Below are 14,656 nucleotides of genomic sequence, written 5' to 3'. Positions count from 1 at the left end.
CGAAAAAACGGGAATTCTAATTGTCGCCAACGGGAAAAACAATTGACGTTCAACAGTCAGGCGAAGCACTTCCCAGTACAAGGAAGCGTGCCGTCGATCCCGGTTCGTCCACAAGCACGCGAAGAATCGGGAAAAGATTGGGCTGGCGTTGTATCTCGTCAATAACGACGAGGCCTTTCTGCCTCTTCATGGCCAGCATGGGATCCGCGAGCCGCGCCTGATCTTCCGGATTCTCCAAGTCGTAGTATGTGCACCGACCACGTGCCTGAGCAAGGAATGACCTCGCCAGGGTCGTTTTCCCGACCTGACGCGCGCCGACGATGGCCACCACAGGATGCCGCCGAAGAAGTCCGCGAAGGATGGCAATGTGTTCCTTACGTTCAATCATAGTTCCGAATCTACCTTGAAATATCGGTTTAGTCAACCGAATTTTCAAGGTCTGCGCCACGAGGCGTTTGGAGACAAAGATTACATCGGAGCCCCGGTGGCAACGTGAATTGCACGAAAAATGAAGACCTGTTCCTCCTCACCTTAATCCTCTCCCCGGAGGGGAGAGGTTCAAATGTAGAAAACCAAGAAGAATGTTCTTTCTTCCCCCTCACTCTACCATCTCCCCGGAGGGGAGAGGTTCACAACGTGGATGTTCTTTCTCCCCCTCACCCTACCGTCTCCCCACTGGGGAGAGGAGAGCAGCTTCCTATTTCCTTCTTATCCGGGTTCCTCCGGCGTGGTCTTCGAGGATGAAGCCCTGATCGAAGAGAGATTTTCTGATGGAATCGGCCCTCTCCCATTCCTTCTTGTCTCTGGCCAATTCTCGTTCTCTTGCAAGTTGTATGACTTCAGGCGGGACATCCCTTCTTTCTTCTTTCCAGAAAAGCCCGAGTATGGCGCCGAGCTCCTGGAGGCTCCTTCCGGCGGCGCCAATCGCGGGCGCGTCACCCCCCCGTTCGAGCGACAGGTTTACTTCCTTCCCGAGCTCGAAGAGATGACCGATTGCTTTTGCGCTGTTGAAATCATCCTCCATGCTCTCGTGAAAAAGTTCTTTCGTTTTTCCAATTGTCTTGAGAATCGGAGCGCCTTTCGCGATTTCTTTCTTCCCGGCTTCGCTCTCCTCAAGTTCGAGAGCCCTCCGCATGCTGTTCTTCAATCTTTCAAGCGCAGCTCCTGCTTCATTGAGCCGCGCCTCGTTAAACTCGATCGGCGATGTGTAGTGATTCGAAAGAAGGTAGAACCGAACCGCTTCCGGAGCAAACTCCCTCAATATCTCATCCGCAGCTATGAAGTGCCGGGTCGATTTCGACATCTTCTCGCTGGTCAGGTTGACGAGACCATTCTCGACCCAGAAGTTCACGAATGGTTTTCCGGTAGCGCCTTCGGATTGAGCGATCTCATTCTCGTGATGCGGAAAAATGAGGTCCTGCCCACCGCCGTGTATGTCAAAAGTCTCTCCCAGATAAGCCATCGACATGGCCGAGCACTCGATATGCCATCCAGGCCTTCCTTTTCCCCAGGGGCTTTCCCAGAAAGGTTCTCCCTCTTTTGCGCCTTTCCACAGGCAGAAGTCGAGCGGATTTCTTTTCGACTCGCCTACTTCAACTCTAGCACCGGCTCTGAGCTCATCAATCTTCTTGCCTGATAGTTTTCCATAACTCTTGAAACGTGAAACGTTGTAGTAAACATCGGTCCCACTCGCATATGCGAGATTCTTTTCCTCAAGCTTTCTTATCAACTCCAGTATCTCCGGAATATGCTCCGTTGCGCGCGGATAGATACTGGCCCTTTTGATGTTGAGGAGATCAGCGCAGGCAAAATATGCTTCAGTATTTCGCAGGGCAATCACCTGATAGTTAACACTCTCTGCTTTTGCCTTCTCGATTATCTTGTCGTCGATATCGGTGAAGTTATAGAGGTACGTGACGGTGAATCCCATGTATTCGAGATACCGTCTGAGCATGTCTCCGGCAACACTTGAAAACATGTGCCCGAGATGAGGCTTGTCCTGGACAGTCATCCCGCACACATACATTCCGACCTGTCCATCTTTGAAAGGAATGAACTGCCATTTCTGTCTGGTCAAGTTGTCGTGGACTTGAAGCGTCACTTTTCCCTCCTGACTATTGTTCCTCAGGTTTAGGTTCTGTTCCGAAGTGATGAAGACATCACATCTATCGAGGCCGCATCACTCAGTGCGCTTTTCATCAACTGCGGAAGGTTGTTCATCGTCAAGGAGTGAAAGCTGTGCCTTGAGTCCTGAAGTTTCCAGAACGCGCCTCATCTTCTCGATTTCCTTCTTCATATCGTCAATCTGCAGCGAAACCGGATCTGGAATATGAAAATGGTCAAGAGGAAATCTCTTTGCCTCTTTCTTGAACAGTCTCGCCGGAATTCCAACAGCAATATTTCCAGGCGCTACATCTTTCACCACAACGGAGTTCGCTGCCACATAAACATCGTCGCCGACTGTGATATTTCCAAGAATTTTCGCCCCAGGTGCGAGAACAACCCTGTCACCAATAGTCGGATGCCTCTTTGTCTTTTCTCTCCCCGATCCCCCCAGATTCACACCCTGAAAGACAGAAACATCATCCCCGACCATCGCAGTCTCACCAATCACCACACCTGTGCCGGTGTCGATGAAGAATCTCTTTCCGATCTGGGCAGATGGATGAATGTAAACACCGGTCTCTCCCCTCGATGCGTAGGAAATCAGGTGAGGGATGAAAGGAATTCCCCACCTCTTGAGCTGAGAGGCAATCCTGTGCGCGATAACTGCATGAAGGCCGGGATGAGTAAGAATGACTGTAAGAATATTTCCGGCAGAAGGGTCTCGTTCCCGGACTGCTCTTATGTCACCAAGTATGTTTCCCATTTGTTAAGTGGCACCTCCTTCGGAACTGCTTGTGCCCCCCTCACCTTGCCTCTCCCCAAAGGGGAGAGGGATACTTTATGCGCCCCGCTCGTTCCCAGCGCTCTTTGAGATAACAATGCGATGGGGAAATGGTATCGCAATTCCCTTCGCGTCAAACGTCTTCCTTATCCGCCTCCTCAGCTCGCGGGCGGCTTGCCACTGCTTCATCGGAGCCGTCTTCACAAGCATCATTATCGAAATATGTGATTCACCGAACTCGTTGATTCCGAGGACCTGCGGTTTCTCAAGGATAAGAGATGAGAATGTCTCGTCCAGGGAGAGCTCTTCTCCAACTTCATCAAGGATTCTCATGACTTTGTCAATATCCTCGCCGTACGCAATGTTCACATTCACGACGGCCTGCGACCAGCCCTTTGTGAGGTTCGATACAACCTTGACCTCACTGTTCGGTATGACATGAACGGCGCCCTCAAGGTCCCTGAGAATGGTGGTTCTCAGACTCATGTTCTCGACTACTCCGGACACCCCGCCGACCCTGACCACATCACCCACTCTGAATTGGTTCTCGCCAAGGATCAGGATTCCACCGATTATGTCTTTCACCAGAGTCTGGGCACCAAGCCCAATGGCCAGTCCAAGTATTCCTGCACCTGCAAGGATTGGTCCGATGTCTATGCCCAGCTCTTTGATGACCATCACGCCTGCAATGGTAAGGACAGAGATGAGCGTTGCGGTCCTCAACACCTGGGAAAGAGTCTTGGCTCTTTTTATCTGCTCTGCGCCTACTGTGTCGTCCCTTTGCACGGCTTTTTCCATCCTCCTGATCAGGAGGAGAAGAATCCTGATAGAAACGAGAGCAATTATCAGAATGAAGACGATCTTCACTCCGTGCGAGATGATGAGTTTCATTTCAGGCCCAAAATTCATAGCCTTGCGGTCCTCGATTTCCTTTCTTTTTTCGCGGCAAGCTCGCAGATCCGCTCTATGAGCTCTGGGAAATCAATCCCGACAGCTTTGGCAGCCATCGGAACAAGACTGGTTTCGGTCATTCCTGGGACCGTATTTAACTCAAGACAGTACGGCTTCCCTTCGGGTGAGAGTCTGAGATCAACCCTTGCAAACCCGGAGCATTTGAGTGCACGGAAAGCTCTCAGGCCAAGTTCCTGAATCTCTCTGGTTTTCTCAACGGATAGTTTGGCAGGTACAGTGTATTTGCTTTTCCCTTTAGTGTATTTGCACTCATAGTCATACATTTCGTTCTCAGGCTCTATCTCAACGATCGGAAGCACTTCATCGCCAAGGACGGCAACGGTGATTTCTCTTCCCGGTATGTACCTCTCGACAAGAATCTCATTACTGTAGCGGCATGCACATTCGACTGCCTCGCCAAGTGCACTCTTCTTTTCCACTATCGTGGTGCCAACCGTGGAACCCTGGTCGTTCGGTTTCACCACGACAGGATATCCTCCGAGGGCGTCCACGCTAGACTCATACTCCTGAACGCTGTCTTTCGAAGAAAGAAGGAACCATTCCGGAGTCGGAATTCCATTGGCAATGAAGACTCTTTTCGCCATCACTTTGTCCATCGCAAGCGCACTTGCAAGCACTCCGGACCCTGTGTAAGACACGCCAACAAGGTCGAGAAGAGCCTGAAGCGTCCCATCCTCACCAATCCCGCCGTGAAGCGCGATGAAGACCACGTCCGTATCTTTCACTTCTTTCATCTTCACGACATCTACAGCCCTCTCCTCGTTCTTCACGGCAACCACTTGAGTGGAGCTCGTGTGAGGCAGAAGTTCAAGCTCGCTTCTTGGAAGTACCCTACCAAGACCCGTATCTATGGGAATGACACTCCAGCCCTTTTTCTCAAGCGCAAGCGTTATACCTTTACCGCTTGAAAGGGAGACGTTTCTTTCAGCAGAAGTTCCGCCCATGAGAACAACGACCTTCTTTTTCATGTCTTGAGACCCAGTGGAATAATCAGAAGTGGAGGAAGAACAAGGTCTGTCGCCCGTTTCGACTTCACTGTGTGTCACCCTTTCACCTCAGCCAACGTTGTCGTCCCACACCTTGGACATGCAAGACGAAATCGCAAGCTCATCAAGTAGGGCTGCCACTCACCTCGACGACTGCGATAGCATAAGCAGCAATTCCCTCTTTCCTTCCTGTTGCACCGAGCCCCTCTGTAGTCGTTGCCTTGACGCAAACTGCATCTTCAGGGACTGCAAGAGCATCAGCTATCTTTTTTCTCATCTGCGTAGTGTATGGAGAGAGCCGCGGCTCTTCAAGCACGACGGTGGAGTCAACATTCGTGATCTCTCCGCCATTCTTACTTATGATGGAAGAAATCCTTTTCAAGAGCTCAAGACTCGAAATCCCTTTGAAGGCCGGGTCGGTATCCGGGAAATGCTTCCCGATGTCTCCCAGACTCATCGCCCCAAGAATCGCATCTCCGATTGCATGGGAGAGGACATCCGCATCCGAGTGACCTTCAAGCCCCTTCCAGTAGGGAAGCTTCACGCCGCCGATGATGAGAGGCCTGCCTTCCACGAACCTGTGCGCATCATAACCGATTCCCGCCCTCGTTCCCTTCCTCAAGCGTCAAGGCCTCCTCTTCCTCAGGAATGCTTCTGCCACTATCAGGTCTTCGGGAAACGTGATCTTCAGGTTTTCCCGGCTCCCTTCAATGATTTTCACCTTTACGTCCATTCTCTCCACAAGCTGAACATCATCCGTTCCGACGAATTCCTCTCCGAAAGCCAGAAGGTGAGCGGCAAGCATCGTTCTGTGCCTGAAGACCTGAGGGGTCTGGGAAAGCCACAGCTCATCCCTGTTCAGAGTCTTTTCGATGAAGGCATCCCGCACTTTTTTCACAGTCTCAGTTGCTTTCACGGCAGTCGTTACCGCTTCGATGCCCTTGACACTGCATGCCCTGACTGTCTTATCAATGAGACTCGGACGAACGAGCGGTCTTGCGCCATCGTGCACCACCACAAATTCAGTATCGGGTCTTACCCATCTCAGTCCCTTCAAAACCGATTCTTGCCTCTCGCGGCCGCCCTCGACGATCTTTTTGATTTTTCCGAACTTGAATTTATTGACAAAAAGCTTCTTCGCCGACTCCACGTTCTTTTTCCGCACGACAAGAATCACATCACTCACAGTTCTTGCTTTCTCGAAAGCTCTGAGGGTGTGGAAAAGAAGAGGTTTTCCGAGGAGCGGGATCAGGTTCTTGTCCTTCCCGATCCTCCTACCCTCACCGCCGGCAACAACTATCGCGGTCACTCTCAAACTAGAGAATCCTTTCCAAGGCCTCTAATATCGAGGAGACTCCTGTGACTTTGATGTTACCCTTTCCGAATCCTTTGATACTTGAAAGGTTGTTCTTCGGAATAATACATTCCTTAAAACCTAGTCTCTCTGCCTCAACCACCCTGCGTTCAACGTGAGTTACTCCCCGTACTTCTCCTCCCAGGCCAACCTCTCCGATTGCAACGATTCCGTCTTCAATCGCCTTGTTCTTGAAACTCGATGAGACTGAGAGCACCACTCCAAGGTCAACCCCCGGCTCTTCTGTGCTCATTCCGCCGGCCACATTGAAGAAAACATCAGACCCTGAGAGATGAAGACCCGCCCTTTTTTCTATCACTGCGAGGAGAAGCGAAAGCCGCCTCAGCTCGAATCCGGTCGCCACCCTCTGCGGGTAATTGTAAGCAGTCCTGGTCACAAGAGCCTGAAGCTCTATCAGCATCGGCCTCGTTCCTTCGATACTCGCGACGACGACAGAGCCGGACAAACCAAGCGGCCTTTCCTTTAGGAACACACCCGAAGGATTTATCACCTCGACCATTCCTTCTTCTCTCATCTCGAAGATGCCAATCTCGTTTGTTGAACCAAACCTGTTTTTTGCCGCCCTCAATATCCTGTAGTTGTGATGCCGCTCTCCTTCGAGATAGAGAACAGCATCAACCATATGCTCGAGCACCCTGGGGCCCGCAACGATTCCATCCTTCGTGACGTGCCCGACCAGTAAGACTGAAACATCACTTCCTTTTGCATAATTAAGAAGCTCAAGCGCACATTCCCTAACCTGACTCACGCTTCCGGGTGCGCTGGGAATTTCACTCTTGTACATTGTTTGAATTGAGTCTATCACGACGACCTGAGGGCCGACATCCTTGATGTAGTGGAGCACCTGGGATATATCGGTCTCGCAGGCGAAGAGCAGTTCTCCCGGAATCGGCCCGAGCCGTTCAGCCCTCAGCTTTGTCTGGCTCGCAGATTCCTCACCTGAGACATAGAGCGTCTTGAAGTCATTCTCGACGAGCCGTACGAGAACCTGAAGAAGAAGTGTCGATTTGCCGATTCCGGGATCTCCCCCGACCAGGACCACTGCGCCGGGGACAATTCCTCCGCCCAGAGTTCTGTCGAACTCATCGACTCCGGTTGCGTACCTCTCGGTGACTCTGTCTTCCACATCAAGAAGCCTTACGGGCTTCCCTCTTTCTCTTTCCTCGAGAGGTGTCCATCGTGTTTTGCCTTCGATTCTTTCTTCCGCAACCGCAGTGTTCCATTCGCCGCAGTCAGTGCAGCGGCCAAACCACTTTGGGCTTTCGCTCCCGCAGTTCTGGCAGATGAAGATGGTCTTGGTTTTGGATGCCTTGGGCATCTCTACTTTCCCCTCACCCCTCCCTCTCCCCGATGGGGAGAGGAGACTGGAGTGAATCGCCCGACTGGCCTTACCTGAACCCGCTCTCACCCATCCCTCTCCCCTATGGGGAGAGGGGACAATGCTCCCGATTAGAATACCTTGACCTTGAAATACTTTGACGGATTTGCCTTGATGTCCGCTATCAGTGCGCTTGCATCCTGAGCGGTCTTCCTCAGATCATCATAGAGGGCAGGGTCATTGATCAACTTGGACATGGTACCCTTTCCCTCGTTAGTCTTCTGGGCAACCTCTCCGAGCTTGGCAGAAAGACTGTCAAACCTCACAATGGCGCGCTCAAGCTTCTTCGAAGATGTTTCAAAACCCTGAATCGTAGTTCCGATCCGCGGCGAGTTCGTGGCGAGGACTTTCCTCAATTCTTCGCCGCTTGCCTTGAAATCAGTTACTGCCTTTCTTAGATCCTCCCTGTTTTCCTCAATGAGCTTTCTCGACTCTTCGGCAAACGCAAAGATATCCCCAATTCCCTGCTTGAACGACTGCATCTTTCTCGTCGTGTCAGAAGCGGAGCCCAACGTGGATGCGACCACCTCGATGCTTGAGAGTACATTTCCCAGCTTTGCCATCACATCCACTAAATCGCCTCCGTATGTTCCCTTCAGCGTCTTTGATAGATCCAGCGCTTTCTCAGACATCCCGGCGTAAATCGAGACTTCTTTTTCCCCCATGAGGCCCGAACTTTTTATCAAGACAGCAGCATCCTCACGGAGCACGACGTCTTGTTCCACGGCAAGCAGCACTTTCACGGTTCCATCTGATAGCTTAATAGAACGAACGACTCCCTTCGCGACGCCGTTCACAGTCACCGGGTCGCCTTTCGATAGGCCGCTTACGTCAGGGAACTCAGTCTGTATGAGATAAGTCTTTCTTCCAGGCTTCAGTTGCTTGATCCAGATGATGCTGATTGAAAGAATGAGAAGTGCGATGAGTGCTGTGATTCCTACTTTAAGCTCTGTGTTTTTCTTGGACATTTCAAGCTCCGTTTGAAAAGTTTGCTAACTGAGACAACCCTTCCGCGTCCCCCTCACCCTACCCTCTCCCCGAGGGGAGAGGAGTAAAGGGATTATCACGCGAGCACCTCGCGCCAGACCGAAATAAATTCCTTCACGACAGGGTTTTCACATGCTTTCACCTCGCGGGGAGTCCCTTCAAACACGATTTTTCCCTCGTGAAGCATGGCAATCCTGTCGGCAATCTCGTATGCACTCAGCATATCATGCGTAACCGCCACAGCCGTTACCGAGAGCTTCTTCTGCAATTCCCTAATGAGCTTGTTTATGGTTTCGGCCATCACCGGGTCAAGTCCAGTCGTGGGTTCATCGAAGAGGAGGCATTCAGGGTCCATGGCAATCGCCCTTGCCAGCGCGACTCTCTTCTTCATGCCGCCGCTGAGTTCAGCCGGCCTATTGTCCTCGATTCCATCAAGGCCGACCAGTTTCAGTTTCTCCTTCACTATTTCCCTGATCTTCATGTCCGGAAGATTCAGATGTTCTTTAAGTCCGATGCCAACATTTTCAAGGACGTTCATTGAATCGAAGAGTGCCGACCCTTGGAAAACCATTCCAAACTTCTTTCTTATGTCGCGGAGCTCATTCTCTTCCAGTTTTGCAATGTCTTTCTCACCAATAAGAATCTCCCCTCCATCGGGCTTGATGAGGCCGATTATATGCTTGAGGAGCACACTTTTCCCGCACCCGCTTCGTCCAATAATGACTACGCACTCACCTTCTCCAATCCTCAGGTTGACGCCGCGCAGGACTACGTTCTCGCCAAAGCTCTTCTCAAGGTTTCGTATCTCGATCAAAGTCGTCTATCCCCAAAGCGTCCTGAAGAGAGCCGAAGCCAGGAAGTAGTCCGTGACAAGAATTAGTACGCATGAATAGACCACCGCCCTGGTGGTTGCGATTCCGACTCCCTCGGCTCCGCCCTCGGTCCTGAATCCATGGTAGCATCCCATGGTAGCAATTATCATCCCGAAGAAAAAAGCCTTGATTAGACCGCCAAAAATGTCTTTCGCGTAGAAAAACATTCTGACGCCTTCCATGAAGGTCTGCGTTTTCATGTCGAGTGAGTGGTTGGCAACCGCAAAAGCCCCGAGCATGGCAAGCAAATCGGCAAAGATCGTGGCAATTGGAAGCATGAGTGTTGCCGCAATGAACCTCGGCGCCACGAGATATCTTATCGGAGAGATTCCGAGACTTTCCATCGCATCAATCTGCTCGGTCACCTTCATCGTTCCAAGCTCTGCAGCTATTGACGCACCCACCCTTCCTCCCACAACCAGGGCTGTCAGAACCGGACCCAGCTCGATGACGACAGATCTTTCTATGGCAGAGCCGAGATATCGCATCGGCACAAGGTTCTGGAACTGGTACGCTGCCTGGACTGCCGCAACGCCTCCAGTGAAAATCGCGGTAACAAAAACCAGAGGAAACGAACCTATCCCGATGGAAACCATCTGTTCCAGCGTGTTCTCGCGCTTGGCAATGGCGCTGGGAAGCGCGACCAGTATCTCGCCGGTGAACATGAAGATTCTCCCGACCTCCCTTACAGCTCCAACGACTGTCCTGCCAAATTCTGAGATGGAATAGAACATTCGTGATGTCATCCTAGAAGGTGAGTACTCCTCCCTGGAGATCCAACTTCACTGATATGCATTCTCGGGAGAAAGCGATGCTCTGACTTCTGTCACAGACCACTGGGGTGAGGTTCCTCAGGGACCCGCGACAGGTTCTCGAAACGGGTGTATTCGCTGATGAAGACCACTTCAACCGTGCCCGACGGGCCATTTCTTTGCTTTCCGATGATCAACTCTGCGATACCGCGTGTCTCGTCATTCTTGTCATAAACTTCAGGTCTGAAGATGAAGATAACAACATCGGCATCCTGTTCGATCGCACCCGATTCCCGCAGGTCTGAAAGGACAGGCCTTCTATCATCGCCCCGCTTCTCAGGAGCCCTCGAGAGCTGGGAGATGGCTATGACCGGGACCTCCAGCTCTTTCGCAAGCGCCTTGAGGGAGCGGGAAATCTGGGAAATTTCCTGCTGTCTGTTCTCAGCTCCCGGCAGCCCCCTCACGAGCTGAAGGTAATCGATGACAATCAGAGCAAGTTCAGTTTCCTTTCTCAACCGTCTTGCCTTCGCTCTCATCTCAAGTATGCTCAACGAAGGCGAATCGTCTATGTAGATTGGGGCCTCCGAGAGGCGCCCTGCGGCAGTCGTCAGCGCAGGCCACTCGGAATCCTTCAGGTAGCCAGTCCTCAGTCTGTGGGCATCAACCCTTGCCTGGCTGCAGAGCATCCTCTGAACAAGCTGTTCCTTTGACATTTCGAGACTGAAAACGGCCACCGGAAGTTTGTGCTCGATCGCAACATTCGCCGCAACATTCAGCCCAAAGCTCGTTTTCCCCATCGTGGGCCTTCCAGCAATAACTATGAGATCGGATTTCTGGAATCCGGAGGTCAAGTTGTCCAGCTCGGCGAATCCTGTCGTCACCCCGGTGAAATGACGTTTCCGGTCGTACAGTTCCTGGATGGCCTCAAAGCTGTGCTTCAAGATCTCTTTCATGGGCACGAAGCCGCCGCGAGTCCTCGCATCGGATATTCTGAAAATGCTGGCCTCAGCCCTGTCCAGAATACTTGCGGAGTCATCTACTGCATCGAATGCCTCTTTCGAAATCTGTCCAGCGGCATTTATGAGTTTCCTCAGAGTGCTCTTCTCAACGATTATTTTCGAGTGAAATTCTACGTTTCCGGATGTGGCTACGTAGTCGAGAAGCGAGGAGATGTAGCTTCTTCCGCCCACCTCCTCAAGGGCTTCCATCCTGGCCAGTTCCTCGGCCAGCGTCACTGCGTCTGCCGGCCTGTTGTTCATGTAGAGCTGGACTATCGCCTTGAAGAGCTTTCTGTGCCTGTCGAAATGAAAGTCGCTCTCCTCAAGGATCTCAATACATCTCGGTATGGCTTCCTCATCCAGAAGCATTGATCCCAGAACTGAACGTTCCGCGTCTTCGGAATGCGGTGAGCTCCTGAGTTTCTCTTCTGCCTTGGAATCCTGCGCTCGCTGCGCCATGACTTTTCTCCCGAAGAAATCTTCTGTTAGAAAGTGACCATCTCACCCCGAATTGGCATTGGAATCCCGCATTCCTTCATTATCAGCTGGATGTCCTCCCAGACCGACCTCTTGAGTCCGGGATTTCTAAGTATCGCAGCCGGATGGAATGTCGGAATCACTGGAATACCGCGGTACGAAAAGACCTTCCCCCTCAATGCCGAAATCGGTTCCTTCGACTCGGTGAGAAACTGTGCTGCGAACTTTCCCAGCGCACAGATCATCTTGGGTTTCACAAGCTCAAGCTGCTGGATGAGAATCGGGACGCAAGCTTTTATCTCATCCGAATCAGGGTCTCTGTTGAATGGAGGCCTGCACTTGAGAACATTCGCGATGTAAACATCATCCCTGCACAATCCCATGCCCTTAATTATTATCCTCGTGAGGAGTTTCCCGGCTTCTCCAACAAACGGCTTTCCCTTGATGTCTTCCTCTCTCCCCGGGGCTTCGCCAATGAACACAATACCTGATTTTGTGCTTCCGTCAGAGAAAACCACATTCTTTCTGTCTTTCGAGAGAGCGCATTTTGTGCATCTTTTTGCTCTTCTTTCGAGCTCGGCAAGGCCCGATTCAGCGCTTTTCCCCGTACGTCTCATTGTCACATCAAGGTCTGTTTCTATCCCGGCATTCCCGGAATGGGTTTCCTTCGGAAGCTTCATGCCATAGAGGAAGCCCTGGCCCGATTCCTCCAGAACTGAAAGTCTCTTGATTGCTTCCCTGGTAATCTCACGAAGCTCTTCGTGGGACGGCATGGCAGGAACTTTCTTAGGATTGGGATCGGACTTTCTTCTTGATAACCCCGGCTACCGCCTCAAGAATCTTGTCTGCAAGCTCGAGTTTCGACATGAGGGGCAGCGAAGTAACCTTATTTCCGCTGTCAACCAACGTTACCACGTTGGTATCGACTTCGAATCCGGCACCCGGTGTACCCGGGTTGTTTATCACAATAAGGTCAAGGTTCTTTTCCTTGAGCTTCTTCTTTCCATTCTTTATTTCATCCTCGAACTCAACTGCAAACCCGACCAACACTCTCTTGCCCTTTTTCTCGCCAAGTTCACGAATGATATCTTCAGTTGGCTCAAGCTCAAGCGTGAACTTGCTGCCTGCTCTCCTGATCTTCTTCGTAACTGCTTTCACCGGTCTTAAGTCACTCACGGCGGAAGCCATGATGACCACGTTGGCATCCGAGCTTTCTCTGAGGGTCTCCTTCCGCATCTCCCGCGCAGTCTTAACCTTGATGAACTTATCCACCCTCGGATGTTCAAGTGAAGCCGGCCCGCTGATCAAGACGACTTTCCCTCCCCAGGCAGTTCCTCTTTCAGCAAGGGCATAGCCCATTTTTCCTGACGACGGGTTCGAAATATGCCTGACTGGATCGATAGGTTCTTCCGTCCTTCCGGCTGTTACTATAATCTTCTTCCCAATGAGAGCTCTCTCGGGGAAAAGCGTCTCTCTCACAACATCCACAATCTTGTCGATTGATGCGAGTCGTCCCCGGTCGCTCACTCCGCATGCAAGGAGTCCTTCTTCCGGCTCAACGAAGACATATCCGGCCTTCATGAGCATTGAGATATTCTGCTGGACAAAATGATTGTCCAGCATGTTGACATTCATTGCGGGAGCGAAAATTACCCTTGCCTTTGACGCAAGAATCACGGTGGAAAGCGCATCGTCGGCTATGCCTGATCGAACTTTCCCCAGAATATTCGCTGTCGCAGGAGCAACAAGAATGCAGTCGGCCCAACTTGCCAGGTCGATGTGCTTGATCCTTGACTGGGACACAGTTCCCTTCGGGAAATAGCTTTCCCCATGAGAGGCCTCGCCCTCAAACAATGTTGTTGTGACTTTCTCACCCGAAAGGACCTCGAAAGTAAGCGGCGTGAGAAACTGGGTCGCGGAACGAGTCATCACGACTCTTACCTGGGCGCCTTCCTTCGTGAGAGCACGGAGAAGCTCAACGCCTTTATAGGCCGCAATCGATCCCGTAATTCCAAGAACAATCTTCTTCCCGGAGAACATCAGCCGATACTAGCGTCTCTTTTTTCGAGGGCTAGGTTTTTCCTCCTTCTCTTCCTGTTCTTGAGCTTCACCTTCGTACAAATATCTCACTTCTCCCTTCATTGCTTTCTCGACAGCCGAAAGTGTCACCTTTCTCTCGGTCTTCTGACCCGAGCCGCGTGCGAGATCATTTACCCGCCTCGCTTCCCTTGCTGCGATAATCACCATTTCATACTTATTAGCCGGTTTCTGCAGTTCTTCTACTTCATCGAACAACTGGAATTCACCTCCCGATCTTGTCTCAAGCAGGTTACATCGAAGAAGTCCATGCGGGAAGAACTACTCTCGAGATTCGGGACTTCTCCGCCTCAACTATTGCCTTTACCCTTGCGTATGCCTCGTAAAACTTGTCGTTCACGACAATATAAGCGTAGCTTTTCATGTGTCCGATTTCAAAAGGCGCATTCTTAAGCCGTTTCTTCACTTCGGCATCCTGGTCGGTGCCTCTATGAGAAAGCCTCTTTTCAAGAACTTCAAGGGAAGGGGGAAGAATGAAGATGAAAACGTCTTCCGGAAGAGCCTTTTTTATACTCTCGCCCCCCTGAACATCCACGTCAAGAAGAACGATTCTATTCTCCTTGAGCCACCTCTCTATCGGCTCTCTGGGCGTACCGTAGTACCACTCGTGAACGGAAGCCCATTCCAGGAGTCCTCCGCTATCTCTCATCTTGAAGAACTCTTTCTCCGAAAGGAAGTGATAGTCCCTGCCCTGAACCTCACCGTTTCTGGGAGGGCGCGTTGTCGCCGAGACGGAATAGACGGACCTGGGTTCGTCTTTGAGGAGTGCCTGACAAAAAGTGGTCTTCCCGACTCCGGAAGGGCCCGATATGACGACCAGAAACCCTTTTTCAAGAAACGCTTGAGCCATCAAAGCAGCTTCCCACGCCTATCAA

Annotated in this window: 16 protein-coding genes; all 16 read right to left on the bottom strand. The window is 51.5% G+C overall.

The features are described from left to right. Nucleotides 1-49: 49 nt before the first annotated feature. Nucleotides 50-388 (bottom strand): AAA family ATPase, encoded by a 339-nt coding sequence (locus QME66_07380; protein MDI6808788.1) that lies wholly within the window; start codon nucleotides 386-388, stop codon nucleotides 50-52. Nucleotides 389-697: 309 nt separating this feature from the next. Next, complete coding sequence (gene cysS, locus QME66_07375) at nucleotides 698-2,101, bottom strand: cysteine--tRNA ligase (GenBank protein ID MDI6808787.1); 1,404 nt, start codon at nucleotides 2,099-2,101, stop codon at nucleotides 698-700. Nucleotides 2,102-2,179: 78 nt separating this feature from the next. Further along, nucleotides 2,180-2,869, bottom strand: coding sequence for a serine O-acetyltransferase (locus QME66_07370; protein ID MDI6808786.1), 690 nt, complete (start codon nucleotides 2,867-2,869; stop codon nucleotides 2,180-2,182). Nucleotides 2,870-2,944: 75 nt separating this feature from the next. Continuing rightward, complete coding sequence (locus QME66_07365; protein MDI6808785.1) at nucleotides 2,945-3,778, bottom strand: mechanosensitive ion channel; 834 nt, start codon at nucleotides 3,776-3,778, stop codon at nucleotides 2,945-2,947. 14 nt (nucleotides 3,779-3,792) lie between these two features. After that, entirely contained in the window at nucleotides 3,793-4,827 is a 1,035-nt protein-coding gene (locus QME66_07360) for a D-alanine--D-alanine ligase (GenBank protein ID MDI6808784.1), read from the bottom strand. A gap of 142 nt (nucleotides 4,828-4,969) precedes the next feature. Beyond that, complete coding sequence (ispF, locus tag QME66_07355; GenBank protein ID MDI6808783.1) at nucleotides 4,970-5,467, bottom strand: 2-C-methyl-D-erythritol 2,4-cyclodiphosphate synthase; 498 nt, start codon at nucleotides 5,465-5,467, stop codon at nucleotides 4,970-4,972. Nucleotides 5,468-5,470: 3 nt separating this feature from the next. Next, nucleotides 5,471-6,154, bottom strand: coding sequence for a 2-C-methyl-D-erythritol 4-phosphate cytidylyltransferase (gene ispD, locus QME66_07350; protein MDI6808782.1), 684 nt, complete (start codon nucleotides 6,152-6,154; stop codon nucleotides 5,471-5,473). A gap of 7 nt (nucleotides 6,155-6,161) precedes the next feature. Continuing rightward, a complete protein-coding gene (gene radA, locus QME66_07345) occupies nucleotides 6,162-7,538 on the bottom strand; it encodes a DNA repair protein RadA (GenBank protein ID MDI6808781.1) in 1,377 nt (458 codons plus the stop codon). Between the two features lie 131 nt (nucleotides 7,539-7,669). Then, on the bottom strand, nucleotides 7,670-8,566 hold the full coding sequence (locus tag QME66_07340) for an MlaD family protein (GenBank protein MDI6808780.1): 897 nt from the start codon (nucleotides 8,564-8,566) through the stop codon (nucleotides 7,670-7,672). A 95-nt stretch (nucleotides 8,567-8,661) separates the two neighbouring features. After that, nucleotides 8,662-9,399 carry an ABC transporter ATP-binding protein gene (locus tag QME66_07335; GenBank protein MDI6808779.1) on the bottom strand — a complete coding sequence of 246 codons (738 nt, stop codon included), beginning with the start codon at nucleotides 9,397-9,399 and terminating at the stop codon, nucleotides 8,662-8,664. 6 nt (nucleotides 9,400-9,405) lie between these two features. After that, a complete protein-coding gene (locus QME66_07330; protein MDI6808778.1) occupies nucleotides 9,406-10,191 on the bottom strand; it encodes an ABC transporter permease in 786 nt (261 codons plus the stop codon). 92 nt (nucleotides 10,192-10,283) lie between these two features. Continuing rightward, entirely contained in the window at nucleotides 10,284-11,666 is a 1,383-nt protein-coding gene (gene dnaB / locus QME66_07325) for a replicative DNA helicase (protein MDI6808777.1), read from the bottom strand. Nucleotides 11,667-11,692: 26 nt separating this feature from the next. Further along, nucleotides 11,693-12,457: a uracil-DNA glycosylase gene (locus QME66_07320; GenBank protein ID MDI6808776.1), complete on the bottom strand. Its 765-nt coding sequence runs from the start codon at nucleotides 12,455-12,457 to the stop codon at nucleotides 11,693-11,695. A 13-nt stretch (nucleotides 12,458-12,470) separates the two neighbouring features. After that, nucleotides 12,471-13,724: a bifunctional phosphopantothenoylcysteine decarboxylase/phosphopantothenate--cysteine ligase CoaBC gene (gene coaBC / locus QME66_07315; protein MDI6808775.1), complete on the bottom strand. Its 1,254-nt coding sequence runs from the start codon at nucleotides 13,722-13,724 to the stop codon at nucleotides 12,471-12,473. A gap of 9 nt (nucleotides 13,725-13,733) precedes the next feature. Further along, nucleotides 13,734-13,979 (bottom strand): hypothetical protein, encoded by a 246-nt coding sequence (locus tag QME66_07310; protein MDI6808774.1) that lies wholly within the window; start codon nucleotides 13,977-13,979, stop codon nucleotides 13,734-13,736. A 34-nt stretch (nucleotides 13,980-14,013) separates the two neighbouring features. After that, nucleotides 14,014-14,631 carry a guanylate kinase gene (gene gmk, locus QME66_07305; GenBank protein MDI6808773.1) on the bottom strand — a complete coding sequence of 206 codons (618 nt, stop codon included), beginning with the start codon at nucleotides 14,629-14,631 and terminating at the stop codon, nucleotides 14,014-14,016. Between the last annotated feature and the right edge of the window lie 25 nt (nucleotides 14,632-14,656).

The sequence above is a fragment of the Candidatus Eisenbacteria bacterium genome (genome assembly GCA_030017955.1).
Classification (GTDB): domain Bacteria; phylum Eisenbacteria; class RBG-16-71-46; order JASEGR01; family JASEGR01; genus JASEGR01.
Note: the sequence above shows the minus strand (reverse complement) of the source record. Positions and strands in the feature narration are given on the sequence as shown.